General features: G+C 51.7%; 21 protein-coding genes. 15 read left to right on the top strand and 6 right to left on the bottom strand.

What is annotated here, in order from left to right; all coding sequences use genetic code 11:
* Positions 1–111: 111 nt before the first annotated feature.
* The 4 genes from prlC to CR46_RS0115825 all read left to right on the top strand — a co-directional run bounded on the left by prlC (position 112) and on the right by CR46_RS0115825 (position 6,102).
* On the top strand, positions 112–2,160 hold the full coding sequence (gene prlC, locus CR46_RS0115840; protein ID WP_030074329.1) for an oligopeptidase A: 2,049 nt from the start codon (positions 112–114) through the stop codon (positions 2,158–2,160).
* Positions 2,161–2,223: 63 nt separating this feature from the next.
* Positions 2,224–2,475, top strand: a complete 252-nt coding sequence (locus CR46_RS0115835; protein WP_030074328.1) for a YheV family putative zinc ribbon protein — start codon at positions 2,224–2,226, stop codon at positions 2,473–2,475.
* A 347-nt stretch (positions 2,476–2,822) separates the two neighbouring features.
* The gene (locus tag CR46_RS0115830; RefSeq protein ID WP_030074327.1) at positions 2,823–3,806 is read left to right on the top strand and encodes a TAXI family TRAP transporter solute-binding subunit; all 984 of its coding nucleotides are present in this window, start codon (positions 2,823–2,825) and stop codon (positions 3,804–3,806) included.
* Between the two features lie 97 nt (positions 3,807–3,903).
* On the top strand, positions 3,904–6,102 hold the full coding sequence (locus tag CR46_RS0115825) for a TRAP transporter permease (protein ID WP_030074326.1): 2,199 nt from the start codon (positions 3,904–3,906) through the stop codon (positions 6,100–6,102).
* A gap of 113 nt (positions 6,103–6,215) precedes the next feature.
* Here CR46_RS0115825 and metF read toward each other — a convergent pair whose 3' ends face one another.
* Complete coding sequence (gene metF / locus CR46_RS0115820; RefSeq protein WP_030074325.1) at positions 6,216–7,058, bottom strand: methylenetetrahydrofolate reductase [NAD(P)H]; 843 nt, start codon at positions 7,056–7,058, stop codon at positions 6,216–6,218.
* A 197-nt stretch (positions 7,059–7,255) separates the two neighbouring features.
* Here metF and CR46_RS0115815 point away from each other — a divergent pair, with 197 nt between their 5' ends.
* Positions 7,256–8,197 carry an AEC family transporter gene (locus CR46_RS0115815; RefSeq protein WP_030074324.1) on the top strand — a complete coding sequence of 314 codons (942 nt, stop codon included), beginning with the start codon at positions 7,256–7,258 and terminating at the stop codon, positions 8,195–8,197.
* Between the two features lie 5 nt (positions 8,198–8,202).
* Here the strand turns inward: CR46_RS0115815 and ligB are convergent, their stop codons facing one another.
* Both ligB and metK read right to left on the bottom strand, forming a co-directional pair.
* Positions 8,203–9,948, bottom strand: a complete 1,746-nt coding sequence (gene ligB, locus CR46_RS0115810; protein ID WP_084180513.1) for an NAD-dependent DNA ligase LigB — start codon at positions 9,946–9,948, stop codon at positions 8,203–8,205.
* Between the two features lie 181 nt (positions 9,949–10,129).
* The gene (gene metK / locus CR46_RS0115805; protein WP_030074322.1) at positions 10,130–11,350 is read right to left on the bottom strand and encodes a methionine adenosyltransferase; all 1,221 of its coding nucleotides are present in this window, start codon (positions 11,348–11,350) and stop codon (positions 10,130–10,132) included.
* 243 nt (positions 11,351–11,593) lie between these two features.
* On the opposite strand from metK, the gene tkt reads away from it, so the two are divergent.
* From tkt to CR46_RS0115770, 7 genes are all read left to right on the top strand, one after another.
* Entirely contained in the window at positions 11,594–13,585 is a 1,992-nt protein-coding gene (tkt, locus tag CR46_RS0115800) for a transketolase (RefSeq protein ID WP_030074321.1), read from the top strand.
* Between the two features lie 33 nt (positions 13,586–13,618).
* A complete protein-coding gene (locus tag CR46_RS0115795; protein ID WP_030074320.1) occupies positions 13,619–13,972 on the top strand; it encodes a CidA/LrgA family protein in 354 nt (117 codons plus the stop codon).
* Positions 13,962–14,681, top strand: a complete 720-nt coding sequence (locus CR46_RS0115790; protein WP_030074319.1) for an LrgB family protein — start codon at positions 13,962–13,964, stop codon at positions 14,679–14,681. The genes CR46_RS0115795 and CR46_RS0115790 overlap by 11 nt, the downstream gene beginning before the upstream one ends.
* Positions 14,682–14,726: 45 nt before the next feature.
* Positions 14,727–15,770, top strand: coding sequence for a type I glyceraldehyde-3-phosphate dehydrogenase (locus tag CR46_RS0115785; protein WP_030074318.1), 1,044 nt, complete (start codon positions 14,727–14,729; stop codon positions 15,768–15,770).
* Positions 15,771–15,824: 54 nt separating this feature from the next.
* Positions 15,825–16,994, top strand: a complete 1,170-nt coding sequence (locus CR46_RS0115780) for a phosphoglycerate kinase (protein ID WP_030074317.1) — start codon at positions 15,825–15,827, stop codon at positions 16,992–16,994.
* Positions 16,995–17,076: 82 nt separating this feature from the next.
* Positions 17,077–18,141, top strand: a complete 1,065-nt coding sequence (gene fba / locus CR46_RS0115775; RefSeq protein WP_030074316.1) for a class II fructose-bisphosphate aldolase — start codon at positions 17,077–17,079, stop codon at positions 18,139–18,141.
* A 120-nt stretch (positions 18,142–18,261) separates the two neighbouring features.
* On the top strand, positions 18,262–18,606 hold the full coding sequence (locus CR46_RS0115770; protein ID WP_030074315.1) for a hypothetical protein: 345 nt from the start codon (positions 18,262–18,264) through the stop codon (positions 18,604–18,606).
* Between the two features lie 5 nt (positions 18,607–18,611).
* On the opposite strand, the gene CR46_RS0115765 is transcribed toward CR46_RS0115770, so the two are convergent.
* Positions 18,612–18,935 carry a hypothetical protein gene (locus tag CR46_RS0115765; protein WP_030074314.1) on the bottom strand — a complete coding sequence of 108 codons (324 nt, stop codon included), beginning with the start codon at positions 18,933–18,935 and terminating at the stop codon, positions 18,612–18,614.
* A gap of 248 nt (positions 18,936–19,183) precedes the next feature.
* Here CR46_RS0115765 and CR46_RS0115760 point away from each other — a divergent pair, with 248 nt between their 5' ends.
* Genes CR46_RS0115760 through CR46_RS0115750 form a run of 3 tightly spaced genes read left to right on the top strand, consistent with a single transcriptional unit; the run spans position 19,184 to position 21,225 of the window.
* Positions 19,184–19,882, top strand: a complete 699-nt coding sequence (locus CR46_RS0115760; RefSeq protein ID WP_030074313.1) for an HAD family hydrolase — start codon at positions 19,184–19,186, stop codon at positions 19,880–19,882.
* Positions 19,883–19,884: 2 nt separating this feature from the next.
* A complete protein-coding gene (locus CR46_RS0115755) occupies positions 19,885–20,259 on the top strand; it encodes a translation initiation factor Sui1 (protein WP_030074312.1) in 375 nt (124 codons plus the stop codon).
* Between the two features lie 57 nt (positions 20,260–20,316).
* Positions 20,317–21,225, top strand: coding sequence for a nuclease-related domain-containing protein (locus CR46_RS0115750; RefSeq protein ID WP_030074311.1), 909 nt, complete (start codon positions 20,317–20,319; stop codon positions 21,223–21,225).
* Positions 21,226–21,229: 4 nt separating this feature from the next.
* On the opposite strand, the gene CR46_RS0115745 is transcribed toward CR46_RS0115750, so the two are convergent.
* Both CR46_RS0115745 and CR46_RS0115740 read right to left on the bottom strand, forming a co-directional pair.
* On the bottom strand, positions 21,230–22,573 hold the full coding sequence (locus CR46_RS0115745) for a deoxyguanosinetriphosphate triphosphohydrolase (protein ID WP_030074310.1): 1,344 nt from the start codon (positions 22,571–22,573) through the stop codon (positions 21,230–21,232).
* A 128-nt stretch (positions 22,574–22,701) separates the two neighbouring features.
* The gene (locus CR46_RS0115740) at positions 22,702–24,237 is read right to left on the bottom strand and encodes a class I SAM-dependent methyltransferase (RefSeq protein WP_030074309.1); all 1,536 of its coding nucleotides are present in this window, start codon (positions 24,235–24,237) and stop codon (positions 22,702–22,704) included.
* Positions 24,238–25,062 lie beyond the last annotated feature (825 nt).

Raw genomic sequence — 25,062 nt, 5'->3', positions numbered from 1 at the left:
CATTGAAACGCAGCCCCACCGCCCGCACTGTGTCATTATTATTGCGTTTTTATGCGCCACTAACGTATTTAAAAACGTTACGAGTTAAAAATTAATGCCTACGAGGTGCCTATGTCCCGCAATCCGTTGCTAGAGCCGCATGAGCTTCCCCCTTTCACTGACATTCGCGCCGAACACGTCGTGCCTGCGGTGGAAGCGCTGCTAAATGAAAGCCGGGAAGTCATCGACCGACTCGCTCAACAGGCCGCTACAGCGCCACCACGTTGGGATAACTTTGCTGCGCCGCTAGAGGCTGTTAATGATCGTCTTTCTCAGGCGTGGTCGCCTATCTCACATCTTAACGGCACGATGAACACCCCCGAACTGCGGGAAGCCTATCAGGCATGTTTAGAAAAGCTCTCAGCGTTTAGCACTTGGATGGGACAGCACGAAGGTCTTTTTAATGGTTGGCAGGCACTTAAGCAGAAAGATAGATGGACGCAGCTAACCCCTGCTCAGCAGCGCACAGTAGATAACGCTTTGCGCGATTTTCGTCTGGCCGGCGTCGATTTGCCCGCTGACAAAAAGACCCGCTACGGTGAGATCCAAGCACGCCTATCAACCTTATCCAACCAGTTTTCTAACAACGTGCTCGATGCTACACAAGCATGGCATAAGGATATTGGTCATCTTGATGAACTTGCCGGTGTGCCGGAAAGTGCGCTCGATACGCTGAAAGCAAACGCCCAAGCTAAAGGTGTCGATGGCTACCGCATTACTCTCGATTTCCCAAGTTTTTTCCCGATTATTAGTTACGCTGATAACCGAGAATTGCGGCGTGAGGTATATACCGCGTTTGTCACCCGTGCTTCCGATCAAGGCCCAGATACGGGGAAGTTCGACAATGCTCCCGTTCTTGAAGAGATACTGGCACTTCGCCAAGAGCTTGCTCATTTACTCGGCTTTCCTACCTACGCTGATTATTCGCTCACGACGAAGATGGCCGACTCTCCCGAACAGGTGCTTGAGTTTCTGAATGACCTCGCTCGCCGCGCCGTCCCGCAGGCCAAGGAAGAAGTCGCAGAGCTCAGCGGCTATGCCCGCGAAGAATTAGGGATTGAAACGCTTGAGCCGTGGGATGTGGCCTATGCCAGCGAAAAACTGCGCGAGGCGCGTCACTCCATCTCACAAGAGCAGCTTCGCCCTTACTTCTCTGCGCCACGGGTGGTGGATGGACTGTTTCAAGTCGTAGAGCGCCTGTATGGCGTTCGAATCGAGGCAGACCTTAAGGCGCCTAGCTATCACAACGATGTTCAGTACTTCCGTATTACTGAACAGGGAAAGCCGATCGCTGGTTTCTACTTGGACCTTTACGCTCGCGAAAGCAAACGTGGTGGTGCGTGGATGGCTGATTGCCGCGTACGCCGCCAAACTGAGAATGGCCTTCAGCTGCCAGTAGCATTTCTAACCTGTAATTTCACCGCCCCAGTTGGCGATAAACCCGCCCTACTGACACATGATGAAGTCACCACGCTGTTTCATGAGTTCGGTCACGGTTTGCATCACATGCTAACCAAACAGGATATCGCCGATATCTCTGGTATTAACGGCGTTGCTTGGGACGCCGTTGAACTGCCCAGCCAATTCATGGAGAACTACTGCTGGGAACGCGAAGGACTAGACCTGCTCGCCAAGCATGTCGATACTGACGAGCCTCTGCCCGCTGATCTGCTAGAGCGTTTACAGGCTGCCAAAAACTTCCAATCAGCCATGGGAATGGTGCGCCAAATAGAGTTTTCATTATTCGATTTGCGCCTGCACCATGAGCTGGAAGCGCCCAGCGCCAGTGATGTTCAAACGCTACTAGATGATGTACGTAGCCATACCTCTGTCGTGCCGACGGTTGACTTTAACCGCTTCCAGAATAGCTTTAGCCATATTTTTGCGGGTGGCTATGCGGCGGGCTATTACAGCTACAAATGGGCGGAAGTGCTCTCTGCTGATGCATGGAGCGCGTTTGAAGAAGCTGGTATTTTTGACCCCATCACTGGTCAACGCTTCCGCGAAGAGATCCTGGAGCCAGGTGGCGTGAGGGATGCAGCGGAGCTATTTCGCGCTTTCCGAGGCCGTGAACCAAGCGTAGAGCCATTGCTGCGCCATAGCGGTATCCGCGCAGCCTGACGTTTATTTTCACCATCACTAAGTGCGGTATCTTTATCGGCTGCCGCACCGTTGGAGCCTCTCATGTCGAGTGTGAAACGCTTTATTGCTGGAGTAACCTGCCCACGCTGCGCAGCCATGGATCGAATTCGCGCCTGGGAGCAAAACAGCATTCGTTACCGGGAATGCGTTAACTGCGACTTTTTCGAGCAGTTGCCGATTGAAGATGAGTCGGCATCAGAGTTGACTACCCGCGTTAATCAAGTACGCGAAGAGCAAAAAACGCAAGATGTGCAACCAGTACGCATTCTCGACCCCGGCAAACCTAAACGTTAACCCCCTATCCCAAGCATTATGCCATCGCTTTTAATTTAAGCCTCCACCACGTTGGAGGCCTTCAACTCCTCACTCCTCACTCCTCACTCCTCACTCCTCACTCCTCACTCCTCAAAGTGTGCGAAAAACCACACATCAAATAGCAAGCAGTGTGCGAAACCCCAGACACTTCGTGCTATTCCTATTTCAACCAAAGTTGAATAAGAAAATTTTAAGCTACTGATTTTAAAAACCAGGCTTTCAACTGGCATGACTATCGCTCTATATAAGCTGCTTAACGATAAAGCCACTGGCAGAACTGATACATGCCAGACGATAATCCCAATAACAGCTTAGGAAATCTCGCCATGCGCAATACGATGCCTAAAACTATCGCACTTCTTGTTGCCGGTAGTGCTTTGCTTGCCGCAGGAACTGCCCATGCAGACCGCTCCGACTGGCCTAATAATTTCACGGTAGGTACCGCAAGCCAAGGCGGCACCTACTTCGTTTATGGCTCAGGCTGGGCTAACTTTATTGCTGATGAGCTGGATGTGTCAGGCGGTGGCGAAGTCACCGGTGGCCCGACTCAAAACTTAGCGCTCGTACACAGTGGTGATATGGCCTTTGGCCTAACGACGATGGGTCCCGCTTCCGACGCTGTTAAAGGGGAAAGCCCGCTGGCACCTGGCCTGAAAATGGACAATGTTTGTGCACTGTTCCCCATGTATGAAACACCGTTCTCCATTGCGGCACTGTCAAGCTCCGGTATTGAATCCATTTCTGATATTCCTGCAGGTGCACGTATCGGTTTCGGCCCAGCAGCTTCCACATCAGACACCTATTTCCCCGCTATTCTCGAAACATTGGGCGTAGAATTTGATCGCCGTAACGGCGGTTGGTCTGACCTAGGTGGCCAGCTACAGGACGGTCTTCTGGATGTTATCGCCTTCGCAGCGGGCATCCCGATCCCAGCCGTTAGCCAACTCGAAGTACAGACCGATGTGAATATCATCGAGTTTACCGAAGAAGAAATGGCCACTGTGCTAGAAAGCTTCCCGGTTGCAGAGTTCACCATCCCGGCTAGCACCTACACAACGCTTGAAGAAGATGCACGCGCTGTGTCTATGTGGAACTTCGCCATTGCAGGCTGTGATCTGCCGGAAGACTTTATCTACGAAGTCACCAAAGCCACAATGGAAAACAATGAGCGTATGCGCTCTGTTCACCGTAGTGCTGAAACTACCATTCCGGAAAATATCGTCCACAACAACGTGCTGCCCTTCCATCCGGGCGCTGCACGCTGGTACGAAGAGAATGGCTACGACATCGCTGATGACATGATCAACTAAGCCAAGCACCTTCTTACGCTGCCCCGTTTTCCGCTGGCCGGACGGGGCAGCGTTCGCTACCGCCTCTTTTCTGCTTTTGCTGTGAGGGTGACCTCTAATGAGTCACAATACCGATCAAGACCCCAACGGCCTCAAGGATGATGCCCAAACTGCTTCATCGATACCTGAGTCAATCGCCGAGGGTGTCGATGAAGAAGTTTTCGAATCCAATCGCCGCTTGTTTGTTGGTTGGCAGTTCTTTTTATTTGCCGCACTGGCGATTGGTTATTCAGGCTTCCACCTGATTTCGCTCAATGTGTACCCGATGGAAACCTGGTCTTTTCGTATCGTGCATATTGCGGGTGCGCTAATTTTAGGTTACGGATTGTTTGCCGGTGCCCGCTTTGCTGAAGATGATCAGCAAGCTTCCCCTGCCTGGCTAAAATGGGTCAGCTATGCACTTCTCGCTCCTGCCCTTTACTCACTTGTTCACGTATTTTTAATGCAGCAGACCCTCAATGGCGGTGCCATGCGCATCGATCCAAGTATTGAGACACTGCATTACGGCTATCCCCTCATTGCCACCACGGCAATTGCCATTGTCCTTTCTTGGTTCTATCGACAGGCGCGCCACCGCTTTAATCCTGCGGACCTCGTGCTAATGGTCTGCGCTATCGCCAGCGCTGCTTACTTATTAATGGCCTTTAATACGAATATGCGTATGTCGACAGGCACTTCGTTTGCTCCTCCCGGCATTTCCTGGGCGGCCATTGCGGGGTCACTGCTGATTCTAGAGCTTACTCGTCGCGTAGCGGGTTTAGCATTGGTGGTTATTTCAGCGGTTTTCTTGGTTTATGTCTTTGCTGGTCAGTATTTACCTGGATTTTTAGGCTACCCAGGCCTGTCTGTTCAACGCTTCTTTAGTCAGGTCTATACCGATGCGGGCATTCTTGGCCCAACAACAGCGGTGTCATCCACCTATATCATTTTGTTTATTATTTTTGCGGCGTTTTTACAGGCTTCTAAAGTAGGTGATTACTTCGTCAACTTTGCGTTTGCAGCCGCTGGCCGTGCCCGTGGCGGCCCGGCGAAAGTATCTATTTTTGCTTCTGGCTTGATGGGAATGATCAACGGCACCTCAGCGGGTAACGTGGTATCGACTGGCTCGCTAACCATCCCCCTAATGAAGAAAGTAGGCTACCCCGCGCGTAGCGCTGGCGCTATTGAAGCAGCAGCATCTACCGGTGGGCAGATTATGCCGCCGATTATGGGTGCGGGCGCCTTTATTATGGCGGAAGTGACGGGCATTCCTTATACAGAAATTGCGATTGCAGCCGTCATTCCGGCTATACTTTACTTTGCTTCTATCTACTTTATGGTGGATTTTGAAGCGGCACGTAAAGGCATGCGCGGCATGCGTAAAGATGAAATTCCGCTATTCTCTAAATTGGTTAAACAAGTCTACCTATTTGCGCCTATTATCATTCTTATTGTCGCTCTCTTTATGGGCTACTCCGTCATTCGTGCCGGTACACTAGCGACAGCCTCAGCGGCAGTTGTCAGCTGGATCTCGCCCAATAAAATGGGCATCCGGGCTATTTTGCGCGCACTCCAACTAGCGGGCACTATGTCGATTCAGATCATCGCCGTATGTGCTTGTGCGGGCCTCATTGTTGGTGTCATTTCACTGACTGGTGTTGGCGCGCGTTTCTCTTCACTGCTGTTAGGCCTTGCCGGAGTTAGCCAATTATTGGCATTGGTCTTTGCGATGTTGATCAGTATTCTGCTTGGCATGGGTATGCCTACGACGGCAGCGTACGCGGTAGCCGCATCAGTAGTGGCTCCCGGCCTTATCAATATTGGCATCGAGCCTCTCGTAGCACACTTCTTCGTGTTCTATTTTGCGGTTGTATCCGCTATTACGCCGCCAGTGGCGTTAGCCTCTTACGCCGCCGCCGGTATTTCTGGGGATAACCCCATGGGTACATCGGTCGCTTCGTTCAAAATTGGTCTTGCTGCGTTTATCGTGCCGTTTATGTTCTTCTACAGCCCAGCCATGCTGATGGAAGGTTCTGCAATGCAGATACTTCGTGTCGGTGTGACCGCAACACTAGGGATCATCTTGCTTTCAGGCATGGTGCAAGCATGGTTCTTTGGGCCGGTAAACACCTTGCAGCGTGTGGTTATGCTGGTTGGCGCTATGTTCATGATTTACGGCGGCATCTACAGTGATATTGCTGGCCTGGCCATTGGCGGAGCGCTGTTCATTATGCAGCGTAAGCAGTATGGCAATAAGGCGACACCCAGTGCCACGTAACGGCGCCCGCTTTTCACTTAACCATTAGCAGTTAAGCCCAACAAAAACGCCCGCTCGAGTGCTATCGAGTGGGCGTTCTTCTTGTTCACCAGGCCAATTTCTTTAAGAGAACACTAGCCTCTCAGGTTATCAACAATTTTTAGCACCGGTGCTGCCTGGTTGAGTGTGTAAAAGTGTAAGCCCGGCGCACCACCATCAAGTAACCGCTCACACAAACGACTAACAACCTCCGTACCAAAGGCGGCAATAGCTTCGCTGTCATCACCATAGGCTTCTAGCTGCTTACGAATCCAACGGGGAATTTCTGCGCCGCAAGCGTCTGAAAAACGCGCCAATTTGGTGTAGTTAGTAATCGGCATAATGCCTGGAATAATCGGCTGCTCCACACCGAGCGCCCGTGCTTTTTCAACAAAGTGAAAGTAAGCATCTGCAGTGAAGAAGTACTGAGTAATTGCCATATTGGCGCCAGCCTTCATCTTACGAGCAAAGTTTTCCATATCCTTATCAAGGCTCGGTGCCTGTGGATGAGACTCTGGGTAGGCAGCTACCGCGATTTCAAAATGGTCGCCTGTCTCTGTACGGATAAACTCAACGAGCTCATTGGCGTAACGCAGTTCGCCGATGCTTGCCATGCCTGATGGCATGTCCCCACGTAGCGCCACTAAGCTGTCTACGCCCTCTTCACGGTACTGCGCCAGCAGGTCGCGCAGCTGGGCTTTTTCACTGCCAATGCAGGAAAGGTGTGGCGCGGTAGTGATTCCGCTCTGGCTAACGGTGCGCACGATATCGCGTGTACGCGCTTGGGTAGAACCACCGGCACCATAAGTGACCGAGAAAAAGCGCGGCTTTCGAGCGGCCAGTTCATCGCGTACGTGTATTAACTTCTCTTTTCCTGCATCGGTATTGGGCGGGAAAAATTCAAAGCTAATACCTAACGGGTGCTCTTGACTGCTCATGGGACTTCCTCGCAAAGCGTTAACATCGTGATAATTTAAGTTATTCTCCTCTTTCTACCGTGTTGGAGCTAATGAAAGATTTCACGATCGGCCTTTAATTCGGCTCATGTTAGCTATTTACAAAACTACTGGGTTACTTAGGCAACTACTGGGCTATTTAAATAACAGCGCCATCATCTAACGATTAGGATTCAGAAATGGATTTAGCACCAAGCGCCTTAATGGGGCCACTAGTAATGTTATTAGGGTTTGTAGGGTTGGGGTGGATCGCTGCACGACGTTTAACGATCGACCCGCGTCCCATCGCCACGCTACTAGTGTACTTGATTGCACCGCTAACCATTTTCCGCGCATTGATGAACGGTGGCCCCACGGCGGGTTATCTGCTGTTAACGCTGGCGCTGTTCATCCTAGTGAGTGCTATGGCGCTGGCTGTCCGCTGGTTTACCCAACACCGCTTTGGGCCTCAGGAAGGGGCGCTGTTAGCGTTCTCCTCTGGAACAGGCAACACCGGTTACTTTGGTCTGCCCGTGGCGCTGATTTTACTGCCACCAGAGGGTGTCACGCTGTATCTGTTCTGCATGCTGGGAATTAATCTCTACGAGTTTACGGTGGGATTTTACTTGAGTGCCCGCGGCCACTTTTCCGTGCGCCAAAGTCTAATCAAAATTTCTCGACTGCCACTGATTTATGCGTTTTTGTCTGCACTGCTACTGAGCGCACTCGACGTGACCCTTCCCAGCGCCCTGATGAACTCGCTTGAGGTTTTCCCCGCCACTTACACCCTGCTAGGCATGATGATTATTGGCATGACGCTTAGCCAAGTAACGCTAGCTGCCTGGGACTCCCGCTTTGTTGCCACCTGCGTGGGCTTACGGTATCTACTTTGGCCGTTAGTGATGCTAATCGCCGTTCTATTACTTCAATCCCTAGGGACGCTTACGCCAGAACTCGGTATGGCATTGCTACTGCTAGGCGTGGTGCCTATGGCCTCTAACGTGGTGGTCGTGGCGATGGAGCTGGGCATTCAGCCCCAGAAAGGAGCACTGGCGGTGCTTACCACCACGCTACTAGCGCCTCTGCTAATTCCTTTCTATCTGCACGTCATGCTGCGCCTTACCGGGCTTGGAAGCTTCTAATTAAGTTAAAAGCCCTCGACACCCGCCTGTTTAAGCTGAGCAGCCAACCGCTGCACGTCTGGATGGCTGAAAAATGCCACCAGCGCGTCAGCACGTAGAGGACCAACGCCGGGTTCAGCCTGCCAATCGGTGTGTGTATAGCCTGCCAAAGTATCCCACTCCCCTAGCTGAGCGCTGCCACCAGGCGGCACTCCCAGCGCCGTTAACCATTGAGCATAGGAGGCCGTCTTTGCAGCCTCAAACTGGGCAGCAAGCGCTACTGCACGAACGTCGCCCACGCCGTGTGCCCGCTGAAGCTGTTCCGGCGTGGCTGCCAGCCAGCCCAGAAGTTCAGTCACAACACCTGCCTCCATAAGCGCTTGCCAGGTACCTTCCCCAACGCCCTGCATAGTTAACTGGTCACTTAAAAAACTAAGCCGCGCCAGCAGCTGCGCGTCGCAGTCTGTGGTGAGCGTAAAGCAACTTAATAGGTGATAGCGCTCTGGGGAGGGCACACCAAGCGGCGCCCGCTCACGGGTTTGCCACACCACTTCTGTTACTTGGGGGATAGTAAGTCCTGCCAATGTTATGGCGACGTGATCTCCCGGGCGCACGTCCCACGCTTCCCAACGTTCCAAAGACCCAAGCGACACACGGCTGATGCGTCGCCCTTCTATTGTCACTGGGTAAAGCCACAGTAATGGGGTCACCCGCCCTGTTCGGCCAACGCGAAACTCGACGCCGCGCACCTGAACTAACGCCTGCTGAGCAGGGTACTTCCACGCCACGGCCCACTCCGGTGGCGATGAAGTCCAGCGCTGCACGCCAGGGCGTCTGGCCTGTTTCAATACCACCCCGTCGGTGGCGAATGGCAGAGGCCCGTTAAACCATCTATCGCGCCAGTCGGCAGCATCATGCCGGTCATTAATCGGATGGGTGTAATCAGCGGTATCAAAGCCTAATGCGGTCAAGTGACTCAGTCTTTCACTCATCTCAGCGGGGCCATCAGGCCAATCCCACACAAACAGCCCAACTTGCACAAGGGTTTGGCGCGTAGGCGACGCCTGCGCCATAGCACCAGCAACAGCGCCCCGCGCGCCAGAGGAAGGAGTCTGTGACTGAATATGGCTATCCAATGTCCAGTAAAGCTCACCTTGGAATACGGCTGAGAGCGGCGTTGGTAGCCTATTCGGCACAGCAGGAAGCTGCTGTACACGAGCCGTCCAGTTCTGCCCGCGCTCGCCATCACCGCGGCTAACCGCTTCGACCAACACGCCTTCTTCGTAGCGCAGCGTTATCGCGACACCATCAACCTTGGGCTGAATCCAAAGATCGTCTCGGCGGCTGATAAAGCGTCGCACGCCGTCATCATCGGCTTTATTTAAGCCCGTTTGCGCGACAGGGTGATCTAAGGTGCCATCGCTACGGGTTACTCTGGTTAGTGGTCGCTGCCGGGCCATTTCACCCAGGCAGACTTGCCAGTTGGCTAACCGAGCGACTGCTTGATCGTATAACTCATCGTCAATTAGCGATTCGCCCTGATCGTGATAGGCACTGTCCCAACGTGCAATGCGCTCGCTTAACGCTTGGCTCTCTTGCACCAGCTGTGCACGGGGCCAATCAGGACACGCACTGGCCTGTGCGGATAAGGTGACACTCAGTAAGCCCGCACTTAATAACACTACGCTTAATAACGTTGCTCTTCCCAATACGAGTCTCAATAAAGCAGTGATCAATAACCATCGTCTGCATGCTTTTCTGTTGGTATCCATACGCCCTCTCAGCACCTTGTGATAGCGCTTTCCTTTTAACTAGCGGCGACTAAACAAGACGCCAGATGAGAAGAGTGACCTTAGCGCATGACTGAAAATAAACATTCAACGTAAAAAAAAGCCCCTTGGCATTGGCCAAGGGGCACGGTCTTAACTGCATATAAGGCAGTCAGATATCTTTTTATAGGCCAGCAGCCTGGCGCAGGGCGTCGGCTTTGTCGGTTTTTTCCCATGGGAAGGCGGTAAAGGTTTCGGTATGCACTTGACCTTTGTCGTCTGTCCAGTGGTAGCTGTGCTCAAATGGCGCACGACCGAAGTGACCATAGGCAGCCGTAAGGCGGTACATAGGATGTAACAAGTCGAGCATTTTGGTAATCGCGTAAGGACGCAGATCAAAATGCTGGCGCACTAAATCAACGATTTTCGTATCGTCGATTTTACCGGTGCCAAAGGTATCGATGGATACCGACGTCGGCTCGGCAACACCGATGGCGTAAGAAACCTGAATTTCACACTTGTCGGCAAGCCCTGAAGCCACCACGTTTTTAGCCACGTACCGGCCAGCGTAAGCGGCGCTGCGGTCAACCTTAGAGGGGTCTTTGCCCGAGAAAGCACCGCCACCATGACGCGCCATACCGCCGTAGGTATCGACGATAATTTTACGCCCTGTTAGGCCACAATCGCCCACCGGGCCACCAATAACAAATTTACCGGTTGGGTTAATGTGGTACTGGGTATTTTCATCAAGCCATTCAGCGGGAATCACCTGCTCGACGATCTCCCGCTTGACCATTTTACGCAGATCATCTTGAGCGATTTCTGGGTCATGCTGGGTAGACAGCACGACGGCATCTACGCCACATGGCTGACCTTCGGCATTATACCGGAAGGTAACCTGGCTCTTGGCGTCCGGGCGCAGCCACGGCAACAGACTGTTTTTGCGCAGCTCGGCCTGACGCTCAACCAAACGGTGCGAGTAGTGAATCGGCGCGGGCATGAACGAGTCGGTTTCGTTGGTTGCGTAGCCAAACATCAACCCCTGGTCGCCAGCGCCCTGGTCTTCGGGCTTGGTACGGTCAACGCCCTGAGCGATATCAACGCTCTGCTTGCCGATCAGGTTGATTACCCCACAGGTTGCGCCATCAAAGCCGACGTGAGACGAGGTGTAACCAATATCGGTGATCACATCACGCACCAGCGCTTCCAGGTCAACCCACGCAGAGGTGGTGATCTCACCGGCAATAATGGCAACGCCCGTTTTCACCATGGTTTCACAGGCAACGCGGGCCTGTTTATCTCGGGCGATAATGGCATCTAGAACCGCGTCGGAAATCTGGTCGGCAATCTTATCGGGATGGCCTTCCGAGACAGACTCGGAGGTAAACAGGGAATATTCGCTCATCGCGCACTCGACCCTCTGTATGACGGCTGCATAGTGACCGCAGCATCAGCAGGAAATCACGGCAGGAGGTTCCCTGCCCATATAAAGAAGCGGTGCTACTTGTTTTGGCGACCACTTCGGGAGGCAGAGTCTACACGCTGTTGGGGATTCTTCCCAGAACGTGACCCCAGAATTTGCCGCCGCCGGGGAAGTCAGCGACAATAGCATCTTTATTATTTCCGTTTTCAGGCGAGGAGCACCCCCATGCCGTCCCGTTTTGAGCTGGCCAATGCCATTCGCGCCCTTTCCATGGATGCTGTTCAGAAGGCCAAATCTGGCCACCCTGGCGCGCCCATGGGCATGGCTGATATTGCCGAGGTGCTGTGGAATGACTACCTCAAGCACAACCCCGAAGACCCTAAGTGGGCCGATCGCGACCGGTTCGTGTTGTCTAATGGCCACGGTTCAATGCTGCTTTATTCTCTGCTGCACCTAAGCGGCTATGAATTAAGCCTGGAACAGCTGCAAAACTTCCGTCAGCTGCACTCGCCCACCGCTGGTCATCCGGAATTTGGCTACGCCCCTGGCATTGAAACGACTACCGGTCCACTGGGCCAAGGTTTTGCTAACGCCGTTGGTTTTGCGATTGCTGAAAAAACGCTAGCTGCGCAGTTTAACCGCCCTGGCCACACCATTGTTGATCATCACACTTGGTGCTTCCTGGGTGACGGCTGCTTGATGGAAGGCATTTCCCATGAAGCCGCGTCGCTGGCGGGTACACAGCAGCTTGGCAAGCTGATTGCCCTGTATGACGACAACGGCATCTCTATTGATGGTGAGGTTGAAGGCTGGTTCACCGACGACACCGCCAAGCGCTTTGAAGCGTACGGCTGGCACGTGGTGCCGAACGTCGACGGCCATAAACCGGAAGAGATCAAAGCGGCCATTGAATTAGCTAAGAGCCACAGCGATAAACCTAGCCTAATTATCTGCAAAACTATCATTGGCTTTGGCGCACCAAATAAACAAGGTAAAGAAGAGGCTCACGGCGCACCATTAGGTGACGACGAAGTTGCCCTCGCCCGTAAGCAACTCGGCTGGGAACACGCACCGTTCCATATCCCTGAGCCCATTTATTCTGCTTGGGATGCCCGTAACGCTGGCAAAACCCGCCAGCAAGAGTGGGATACCCGCTTCGCCCGTTATGCCGAAGCATACCCAGGCGAAGCTAAAGAGTTTGAACGCCGCATGAAGGCGCAGCTACCGGCAGAACTTTCTACCGCCGCTCTTATTGAGCAGGCTCAAGAGAAAGGTGAAAGCATTGCCTCGCGCAAGGCCTCTTTTGAAGCGTTAAATGTTATCGGCCCGCAAATGCCCGAGCTGCTCGGCGGTAGCGCTGATCTTGCGCCGTCTAACTTGACCTTCTGGAAGGGCGCCAAAGCAATTACTCCGGAAGACGCTAGCGGCAACTACCTGCACTACGGGGTACGTGAGTTTGGCATGGGCGCGGTGATGAATGGTATCGCCCTTCACGGTGGTTTCGTTCCTTATGGCGCGACTTTCCTGATTTTCATGGAATACATGCGTAACGCCGTGCGTATGGCAGCACTGATGGGCCAGCAAGCCATTTACGTATTTACCCATGACTCTATTGGCCTGGGCGAAGATGGTCCCACCCACCAGCCGATTGAGCAGCTGACCAGCCTGCGGACAACGCCTAACCTGAACACATGGCGCCCCTGTGACGCCGTTGAAACTGCGGCTTCCTGGGATGCCGCAGTGAAACGCCACTCTGGCCCCACCGCGTTGGTGCTCTCGCGCCAGAACCTGCCTCACCAGCAACGCACCAAGGCGCAGTTAGCTGCTATTCAGTGCGGCGGTTACGTTTTGAAAGACAGCGACGGCACGCCCGAGCTGATCTTGATTGCCACTGGCTCTGAAGTATCACTTGCCATGGACGCAGCAGCAGAACTGGAACAGCAGGGTAAAGCGGTGCGCGTGGTTTCCATGCCGTCAACCTACCGCTTTAACGGCCAGGATGCGGAATACCGTGAAAGTGTACTGCCTAAGGCAGTCACCAAACGGATTGCAATCGAAGCGGGTCACGCCGACTACTGGTATAAGTACGTTGGTTTAGATGGTCGTGTTATCGGCATGACCACCTATGGCGAATCGGCACCGGCTGGCGAGCTGTTTAAACATTTCGGCTTTACGGTTGAAAATATTGTTAAACAGGCTAATGAGCTGTTGGGCTAACGCCACGCAGACTGATCTAGTGCGGGCTTTGCCATGCCCGCGCTAAATGGTCTGCTATGGCTAATTAGCTACTGGTTAATCGGAGAAGTGGTGGTCCACTTCTCCGGCCTACCTTTTTCTTCAGGGGTGGTTGGTATGCTGTTGCTATGCGCCACCCTTACCGTTCTTGGACGTGTGCCTTCAAGTTTAGCCGCTGCTGCCCAACCGCTTATTGCGCTTCTCGCCATGCTGATTATGCCCGGCGTTGTCGGTGTGTTTTTTATTCTGGATGAGTTGGCAGGCCAGTGGTTCGCTATTTTGTTTGCCTTACTATTGGGCACACTGCTAAGTGTTATCACCACGCTGTGGGTGTTAAAGCGGTTAATTGGACGCTCCCATGCTCACTAATTTGCTGTCTACTTTAACCATAACGCCGCTCTTTGCCGTTGCCTTAACACTGGCGGCATACTTGCTCGGCAGCGCGCTGTTTAAACGTCTGCGCAATCCCTCCTGGTTACCGGCAATATTAATTGCCGCACTGCTGCTGGCAGGCGCGCTAGCCGCGCTGGGTTTACCCTACGACACTTACCAACAGGGCGCTGCTTGGCTAACCATCTTATTGGGACCGGCCACGGTTGCCTTAGGTATGCCACTTTACCAACAGTTGCCGCGCATCCGCGAACTATGGCGACCGCTGACGCTTTGCCTACCGATAGCGGCGTCGCTTGCCGCTTGCTATGCCTTGGCGATAGCGTGGTTGCTCGGTGCCAGCCCTTCCATTTTGGCGTCACTTGCCGCTAAGTCAGTCACCGCGCCCATCGCTATCGGCATTACCGAACAGCTAGGTGGCAGCGTGGCGCTGCTAATGGGCGCCTTGCTGGTGACTGGCGTGATCACCATCCCCTTCGTTAGCATTTCGGCTCGGCTATTAAAAATAGACGATGAGCGCATTATCGGTTTCGCACTGGGGCTTAATGGCCATGCTATTGGCACTGTGCGTGCCTTTGAACTAAGCCCGACGGCGGGCGCTTTTGCCTCGCTGGGCATGAGCTTAACGGGCATTTTTACCGCGCTACTACTGCCACTCGCCTGGCAGCTGATAAGCATCGCCAGCTGAAATACGCTATCATCGCGCATATTTTCTTAAGAGCCGCTTCGCGACATGGCTAACGCAACCTCAAAGTATCGTATTGCCATTAATGGTTACGGGCGCATTGGTCAGTGCGTGCTAAGAGCCCTGGTTGAACGCAACCTCCCTGAGCTTGAAGTGGTCGCTATCAACGAGCTTTCTGACCTTGCGACCATCACCTATCTTACCCGCTACGACACTACCCATGGTCGTTTTCCGGGCGAGGTGGATCATGATGGCGAAGTGCTGCTGATTAATGGCCAGCGGATCCAGGTGCTTTGTGAGCGCGACCCGCAAGCGCTGCCCTGGGCAGCGTTGGGCGTTGACCTAGTGTTGGAGTGCTCTGGCAGTTTTAAAGACCGAGCAACGGCTGAGCAGCACTTAACAGCAGGGGCTAAGCGGATGCTGTTTTCCCAACCTGCAGAAAGCGATGTGGATGCAACCATTGTCTGGGGCATCAACGAGCATGAATTAGCGCTCTCCCAGCGTATTCTTTCCGCAGCCTCCTGCACCACTAACTGCCTGGTGCCGTTACTGACAGTACTAGACGAAGCCTTAGGGCTTGAGCATGGTGTTACCACCACCATCCACTCAGCGATGAACGATCAGCCGGTCATTGATGCCTACCATCAAACAGACCTGCGTCTAACACGCTCGGCGATGCAATCAATTGTCCCTGTAGATACAGGATTGGCTGTTGGTATAAGCCGTTTGATGCCTAGCTTAGCAGGGCGCTTTGAATGCCTACACGTGCGCGTACCTACCATTAATGTATCAGCGATGGATGTAGCATTGACGGTTCGCACCGATACCCACGCCGAGCACGTTAACGAATTACTACGCAGTGCCAGCCAGCAACGCTTAGCTGGCGTATTGGGCTATACCGAAGCCCCCATGGCATCGATAGATTTTAATCATGACCCCCGCTCTGGCATCCTAGACGCCACGCAAACACGGGTCGCAGGAGCACGCTTAATTAAGCTGCTGTGCTGGTTTGACAATGAATGGGGCTTTGCCAATCGTATGCTGGATATCACCCAACGGCTGGCATCGCTTTCCACAAACGATGCTCGCTAGGCCTGGGCCTGTACCACGACTTTTTATCTGCTTGAACACGAGGAAACCGCTCACATGAACGTGCAAAAAATGACCGACCTGCCCCTGGAAGGGCAGCGTGTACTGATTCGTGAAGACCTTAACGTGCCAATCAAACATGGCCGTGTTTCCAGTGACGCCCGTCTTCGCGCGGCGCTGCCCACCATTCAGGCAGCAGCTCAAGCAGGTGCGAAAGTGATGCTCATGAGCCACTTAGGCCGCCCCACTGAAGGTGAGCCTGCTGACGAATTTTCACTAGCTCCTGTCGCAGAGCGCTTAACCGAATTACTAGGCCACCCCGTTGCCTTAATCAAAGATTATCTCGATACAGCACCAACGTTAGCTAACGGCGATGTTGTGCTGTTAGAAAACGTGCGTTTTAACATTGGTGAGAAAAAAGACGACGAGCAGCTTTCCAAGCAGTATGCAGCACTATGCGACGTTTTTGTAATGGATGCCTTTGGCACCGCTCACCGTGCACAGGCCTCTACACATGGCGTTGCACGCTTTGCCCCGCAGGCGTGTGCAGGCCCGCTGCTTGCCCAAGAGCTCGAGGCGCTTAAAAAAGCATTGGCGACCCCTGCTCGTCCTATGACAGCAATTGTCGGCGGCTCTAAAGTATCTACCAAGCTAGATGTACTCACAGCCCTTTCTGACAAATGCGATCAGCTCATTGTCGGTGGCGGTATCGCCAATACGTTTATCGCGGCAGCAGGCTATAATGTCGGCAAATCGCTCTACGAAGCAGATTTAATCGGCCAGGCAAAAGCATTGATGGACAAAGTGGCCATTCCGTTGCCCACTGACGTCGTCGTCGCCACCGAATTTTCTGAATCGGCTGACGCCATCGTCAAGCCAGTTGACCAAGTCGCTGATGATGAAATGATCCTGGATATCGGTCCCGAAACCGCTAACCATCTCGCTAGCCTGCTGAAAAACGCAGGAACTATTTTGTGGAATGGCCCCGTTGGCGTCTTTGAGATTGATCAATTTGGCAAAGGAACGGAAGTACTTTCCCTCGCCATTGCCGACAGCAACGCTTTCTCAATCGCTGGGGGCGGTGATACGTTAGCGGCGATTGATAAATACGCTATTGCTGACCGCGTTTCCTATATCTCGACCGGCGGTGGCGCATTTCTTGAATACGTTGAAGGCAAACAGCTGCCTGCGGTTGCTGCTTTAGAAGCGGCCGCGCAGCGCGGTTAATACCCAGCGAGGTGAACCAGTACGCTCACTGCACTCGTTCACACAGACAACCCAATTTTGACAATATAGATAAGGTGACCTCATGGCTTTGATTAGCATGCGCCAAATGCTCGACCACGCTGCCGAATATGGCTACGGCATTCCAGCATTTAACGTTAATAACCTTGAGCAGATGCGCGCCATTATGGAAGCAGCGGACGCCACCGACTCGCCAGTTATCGTGCAAGCCTCTGCTGGCGCGCGCAAATATGCCGGTGCACCCTTTCTGCGCCATCTCATCTTGGCAGCCGTAGAGGAATTCCCGCATATCCCTGTCGTGATGCATCAAGACCACGGTACTAGTCCTGCCGTTTGTCAGCGCTCTATTCAGCTTGGCTTCTCCTCAGTGATGATGGATGGTTCACTGGGTGAAGATGGCAAAACACCAATGGACTACGACTACAACGTTGATGTCACCCGCCGTGCCGTGGAAATGGCACATGCTTGTGGTGTTTCTGTAGAAGGTGAGCTGGGCTGCCTGGGCAGCTTAGAAACGGGCATGGCCGGTGAGGAAGACGGCATCGGTGCCGAAGGCAAACTGGATATGGAGCAGATGCTCACCGATCCTGAAGAAGCCGCAGAATTTGTCAAAGCGACCCACGTCGATGCGCTAGCGATCGCCATTGGCACCAGCCACGGTGCCTATAAATTCACTAAGCCACCCACCGGTGATACGCTTTCAATTCAGCGCATTAAAGAAATTCATGCGCGTATTCCCGATACCCACCTGGTAATGCATGGCTCTTCATCTGTGCCCCAGGAATGGCTGGAAGTGATTAACCAGTATGGCGGTCAAATTCCAGAAACTTACGGCGTACCGGTCGAAGAGATCATTGAGGGCATTAAGCACGGCGTTCGCAAGGTCAATATCGACACCGATTTACGCCTTGCTTCTACGGGTGCAGTACGCCGCTTTATGGCTCAGAACCCTTCAGAGTTCGACCCACGTAAATTCCTTAAAGAAACCGTGACGGCCATGCGTGACCTATGCATTGCACGCTATGAAGCCTTCGGTACCGCCGGTAATGCGAGTAAAATCAAACCTATTAACCTGGAAGTTATGTTCCAGCGTTACGAGCGTGGTGAGCTAGACCCCAAAGTGAAGTAACTTTCGTTTTTGTAGCACCCATAAGGCGGCCTAATCGGCCGCCTTATTTTGTTGCAACGCAGCATATATGTGCTATTACTAGAGGAGCGTAGCTAACTATTTCCTAACAGGTACCCCACTATGAAGCACTCTTCTATAACGACATCGGCGGCTCCACTGGCCATGTTTGATATATGGAAAGCGGGGTTAATGGCATTTGAGCTATGGAGTTCCTCGCTCACTACGATCGCTATGCGCCAACAAATGTGGCAAACACAGCCATTTTTTAGCCCCTCCATGATGCGTGAAAACCAACGTATGGTGAGCGAAAAAATGGAGGCCAGCGCAGAAGCAGGCCTTGTTATGCAAAAAACATTAATAAATGCAATGAGCGGTCAGTATGCACCTTGGTGGGTGACTAGCCAAAAAGCCATGAAGCCCTACCACCGCCGTAGCAGCGCTAATTCACGACGCTTATCACGCTAATCGTATTAGCCGTTATCGTTGTTACTCTTCTGCTCACTCTCACCGTTTTCGATGGCATCTTCAGCACTACCGGTGCCTCCAGTGCCTCCCTCAGTGTCTTCTTCATCACTATCGTTACTTTCAGCGTCGCGGTTGTTCGCGGCGTCGTTGGTAGCGGGTTCATCGCGCTGAAGTGCGCCTGCCTCAATACCGTACTTTTCCTCTAATGCCGCGTCATCTAACGCCTCATGCTGCGTATCATCTGAATCTGACGTTTCGGCTTGTGCTTGCACTGACATCAGTAGGGATGTGCAAAAAGCAATTGAAAACACCCAAGGTGTAAATCGCATCAAGGCTCTCCTTTTTTTGTGGTTATCTCAGCTTAGTCTAAACACGTCCTGCTACCAGTGTTGTCGCTTTAAAAAGCCATTCTTATCCTAAGCAATAGATGCATTAGTCAGTCATTAACCAAAGCAATTTGGCATAAACCTATAAAAAATTATCAAACAGTGTTCACAAAGAGCGAGGAATCTCGTTCAATAGCAGATGTCGGCTTAAACTAACACGGGTAGCGCGTAAGACGCTGCAAGGAATGACAATGCCGCTTCCACTTTTGCTGTTTGACTGTGATGGCACCCTCGTCAATAGTGAACCACTTTTAGCTGAAGAAATGGCTATTGGGCTCAATTCGGTAGGCTTACCTTTCAAATCCACCGATTATCTGGGGGAATTTCGAGGTGCTCGCTTTCGACGAATTGTGGCAGAGTTACAGCAACGCTATGGTAATGTCGATGAAGATCAATTAGCTAGCATGGAACAGACGATGCGCACTAGCCTAGCTAATCGGCTAACAAGTGAACTAGAGGCAATTCCTGGCGCACGTGAATCCCTTGAGGTATTGCGTCATTATCCAAGTGCCGTGGTATCCAATGGTCCAGAAAGTAAAATTCATACGGCTTTAAAGGCCACCGGCCTAGCCGACTACTTTGGTAAACGCTTGTTTAGCGGCTATACCGCTAACTGTTGGAAACCCGAACCCTGTCTTCACCTCCATGCAGCTAGTATCATGGGTTTTGCAGCAAAAGACTGCATTGCCATTGATGATGCCCTTGTGGGTATTAGAGCAGCCCTTCAAGCTGGCATGACGGTTATTCACTTAAACCGCTATCCAGATGCTGAAACTACGCCTGAAGGCGCTATTATGATCAGCAACATGTACCAATTGCCTGCAGTTGTTGAGCGCCTTACTCATGAAAAGTGGCAAATGCCAATGCCTCAACATTCAATAGAGAAATAAGTATGGCTTCATTACGTGACCAGCTCGGCGGCCTTGTGTACTCAACAGAACAAGGCAAAACTTGCCCTAGCTGCCGTGAGTCTATCGATCACTGCCGCTGTGAAGATACCAGTGAGCAAGCACGCATTGCTGATTTAGACGGCATTGTGCGGATCCGGCGTGAAACCAGTGGTCGCAAGGGAAAAGGCGTGACTACTATTAGCGGTATACCGCTCCCCACCACGGAGTTGAAGGCGCTTGCTAAAACATTGAAGAAACGCTGCGGTACTGGGGGTGCAGTAAAAGATGGCATTATCGAGATTCAAGGCGATCACCGAGAAACACTGCAACATGCACTAACCTCATTAGGCTACCACGTTAAATTAGCAGGTGGCTGATACACCTCTGTGATAGCGCTCTGTCTTGAGACCGCGCGCTAAGGGCAAGGCACTGCAATGAATTGGCTAGAATACCTGCTTCCACTCATTTTTCTATTTCCCATGGCGGCTATGGGTGGCATTGTTTTAGCATTGCGTAGCCTCCACGATGCGCGCGTTCAGTCTCCCTTTAACGCTCCTTTACGTGAACCAGGCCAGGCCCTGCGTCATCGCCTCGACCAAGCTTTTTCTAGCCTTTTTTTAAACGGCGCGCTCGGCCCCATCATTAGCCTGGCCCCTCTCGTGTACGGCATGGGGCGTATGCTATTTGTAGAAAAACAGGACTGGGTAGAGTGGGCATTATATGGCTTACTTAGCACGCTATTAGTGCTAGCGTTTTCACTGCTACTTGTCCGCGATTATCAGCGTATCCGCCGTCTTAAACTTGGCTTAGCTTGCGAGCTAGCTGTCGGTCAGGAATTAGAGCGCATGGTGAGGCCGGAAGCCCACCCCTACTATGTCTTCCACGATGTTCCCACTGATAGCTTTACTATTGACCACGTCGTTGTCACACCACACGGCGTCTTCGTGGTAGAAACGCGAGCCCGAGCATTAGCGATTGGTAGCGATGGGAAAGAGCTTAATAGCGTAGCCGTTGAACGTGAGCGGCTGCGTTTTCCTCATTGGCAAGAACGCCGTCCACTTCATAAAACGCGCCAGGGCGTCAATTGGTTGACTCAGTGGTTAGAGTGTCGCTGTGGTATACCCGTGCCTGTACGAGGCGTATTGGTGTTACCAGGCTGGGAGGTGGACACTAGCGAAGCCGCCCCCGACATATTAGTCGTAAGCGGTGAGCAGCTAGCCCGTCAGCTAACCGAACTCACCCCTGGCCAGATGAGCGATGCCATTCACGATAAGGTGATTCATTTATTAATTGAGCGTGCACGTATTATGGAACTCAAACACTTACGCCAACCCTCTGTCTGAAAGACTAATCACCGCGTAAGCGACCGCCCATTTCTTGTGCAAGATCGACAGCATAGTGATCGGTCATACCGCCAATAAAATCTAGCATACGCCGATAGCTATCATAGAGCGTCCAGGATTGCAGTGGCGTATTTTCACCAATCAATGCCAAAACACGTTGATGTTTAAATGAGCTATGGCCTGTGTGATGTAATTCATTAGCAGCACCTATAAATGCTTCTAGTAAAATTCCTAGCGTTGTGTAGGCGCCAATTTCCAACTTGGCTTTGCGCTCATTTTGAAAAATGCGTTCACGAGCCAACTGCTTTGCAGCTTGAACCCCCCATCCCAAATCAGGATGACACAGCTCTAACAAATCCTGGCCTAACGTGCCGCTGAGTAATGCTTGCTCATGCTGCACAAAGACAGCTCCCACATCATTTACTGCACGCTCCATGGCAGCACCGCGCAGTAACGCAATTCGACGCCGCTGAGATACTTTCCGCCTCTCCATCTCAGCGTATTCTGGAGGAAATTCACCGGCTATCTGGCGCAATATTTCAACCACTTCCTCATAGCGAAGAATCCCCATCTCTAAGCCATCTTCTAAATCAAGCAGGGCGTAGCAGATATCATCTGCCGCTTCGACAAGCCAGGCAAGCGGATGACGACACCAGCGTTGATCTCCCTGGGGAAGAAGCCCGACAGCCTCAGCCACTTCTTTTAACAGCGCCTGTTCAGACTGGTAGCAACCAAACTTACCCGCACGCCCGCTGTAGCGTACCGTCCAGGGATATTTAAGTAGAGTACCTAACGTAGCGGCAGATAACCGCATACCACCATTAAACTGGTTGTATTCAATTTGTGTAATAACACGGAAGCCTTGGGCATTACCTTCATACGTCAGTAAGTCTTCACGCTCTGCGTCAGACAGACCATCTAGCAAGCCACTTTTTTGAGCACGCTGAAACCAATCACGAATCGCATATTCACCAGCATGGCCAAAAGGGGGATTACCAATATCATGTCCTAAACACGCCGTTTGGACGATCACCCCTAAATCAGCGGGTGTAATCCAACTAGGCAGTCGATCCTTTAATAACTCGCCGACAATCATACCTAGCGAACGACCAACACAGCCAACTTCAAGTGAGTGAGTTAAGCGTGTGTGAATATGATCATTTTCTGTCAGCGGATGAACCTGCGTTTTTCGCCCCAAACGCCTAAAAGAACCCGAGAAAACAATACGATCATGATCTTTATGAAAAGGGCTTCGACCGATTTCATGAGTCGCTTCACGCACACTACCAGGGCGTTTATCGTGAAGACGTTGAGGGGATAATAACTGGTCCCATTGCATCTGTGTCATAGCGTTCCTCCGTGAGAGCAACATTTTGACATAAAACTAAGCAAGATAACCGCCTTCAACCTCAAGACATGTGTGCAGCGACAACCACCGCTACACACATGTCATATGATAGTGACACGCGCCATTGATCAGATAATTTTTAACGCTCGATAGATGGGTAACCGCTCATCTAGAAAATCTCTGGCCTGACGCTCAAGCTCGACCAAATTTTCATTCTCATCCGAAATTGGCTTACCCTCTTTAAGCAGACATTTGTTTTGAGACGCTAAAATACGCCACGTAAAAGCAGCTAACGTTTTAGCATCATCGCCGCCCTCTAACGAGGCAAGCAGGAAAAACTGATGAAAAAGCGGGACAGCAATACCACCTCCTGTCACAGGACTTGCTAGATAACTCAACTCTGTTGTGCTTCTTGACCGACTCATTAAAAAACGATTGAGTTGACCAGTCTTGGACGCTACTTTAGCAATATCATCGTCAGATTGGGCAGGCAAAATAATACCTTTTGATGCAAGTATGGCGATTGCACTGTTAAATGCAGAGCGCCCCACCCCGTGCTCTGCTGCAACCTGCCAAAGCTCTGATACAAATACAGGTTGATAGGATGAAAGCATCTCTAGTAGTGGCGTATAAATATTGCTAGGCAAGTCAAAGTTACCCAGTCGCCCAGCGATTTTTAGCTGTACGTCCTTACGTGGCACTCCCATAATCACACGAAGACCACCTAACATTTCATCTTTATCAAGCTCACTTAAACGGCGTGCCCCTTTTACCCAGTAATCGGTACGAAATTGACGATTCTCACAAAAATCACGCACCGACTGGCGAAATAGCGGGTTAGGAATGTTATTAATTAAGGCCTGTTGCTCATTGGTTAACTGAATACTCTCAATGGCATCTGCATATCTCGCACTACAAGCCCAGTCCATTTTAGCTGGCTCTAACCAACGCGCCATTTTGGCAAATGCCATTGGCTCCCAATCACGGTTAAAGTATTCGTGGGCCACATAGTTTTTATTATCTTGCTTAATTTTAGCCAGACGATTTTTTATCTGGGGGTTAGCATTGCAATACTCAGGGTTCACAGCGACCAGCTTATCAGCAAACGCAATGGCATCATCAATACGTGAAATGGTGCCTGCTCCCTGGGCGCTCATAGTATCAGCATACTCCGCTAGCAAGTCACGCATTGGTACCATTGCCGCCCAACCTGGCTGAGTGTTATAGCTGATATATAGCACGCCTCCTACTCTTAGTTTTCGTCGGATAAAATCAACGATCACCGCACGGTTTTCATCCGAAATCCAACTCCATATACCGTGAAGACCGATGTAGTCGAACTCAGGCAAATTGTCACGCTGACAAAAATCACTAAAGGCATCATCGTACAGCTTAGCGTCTGCACCGCTAATAGAAGACAACTCCTGAGCAAACGCCGCTTGATGGGGATTAAAATCGGTCCCGTACCAATTTATTTGTGAGGCGGCCGCATGAATATTGGTGCTAATACCCTGGCCAAATCCAAGTTCACAGGCATTAATAGTTTTAGGCGGCCGAATGCCAGCATTGATAAACCCTAAAGCAATGCGCAAAGGATTAAGCTCAGCGTAATATCCATAGGTATAATTAATATCTGCTACGTATCCCGATGTCCAATCCGACATAACACCTGCTCCCAAGCGATGGCGTATAGTTCAAATTTTTAAACTGAGTCTTTAAACGAAGTCGTTTACCATCAGGATTTTAGAAACAGTCAGGAAACATTATTATGGCGCCCTTACCACTGCCACAAACTCTGACAATGACCCACACCCTGATACAAACGCTATTGCTAGATACTTGATAGTGAAGTATTTAATTCCATGGGTCTACTGAAGAGATAGCGTGAAGTTTTAAGGATTGTTAAGCGATTATGTGTGTAAATAACTTCGCAAGTATTTTTTGCTATTTATTCTCCTACGTCCCCTATTGAATGACTTACTTTCAAGTATGAAAAACCCCAGCCCTAGGGGATTTTTTCGAATCAGTAACTAACGATGACTCCTCCCAGCCCTCCGAGCCGCTCTTGTCATTCCCGCAGGCCCTCAGCGGGAATCCATGTTGACCTGGGGTTTTGGGCTTCAGCAAGCCAAAGTCAAGGTGGATTCCCGATACCCCCACTCGGGAGTAATGGTGTGGTGACTCGGGAATGACGGTGCGGTAGGCACCAACAAAAAACCCCAGCTTCAACTGAAGCTGGGGTTTTTCTTAATAAGTGCCTGACGATAACTTGCCCCAGCCCTTCGAGCCGCTCTTGTCATTCCCGCAGGCCCTTAGCGGGAATCCATGTTGACCTGGGGTTTTGGGCTGCTGCAGGTCAATGTCAAGGTGGATTCCCGATACCCCCACTCGGGAATGACGGCGTGGTGACTCGGGAACGACGTGCGGTGGCCACGTTGTTAGAGAGGGCTAGGGGTGTTTTTTCTTTCTGAACGCAAAAAACCCAGCCG

Source organism: Vreelandella neptunia, assembly GCF_000712975.1.
Taxonomy (GTDB): Bacteria; Pseudomonadota; Gammaproteobacteria; order Pseudomonadales; family Halomonadaceae; genus Vreelandella; species Vreelandella qaidamensis.
Note: the sequence above shows the minus strand (reverse complement) of the source record. Positions and strands in the feature narration are given on the sequence as shown.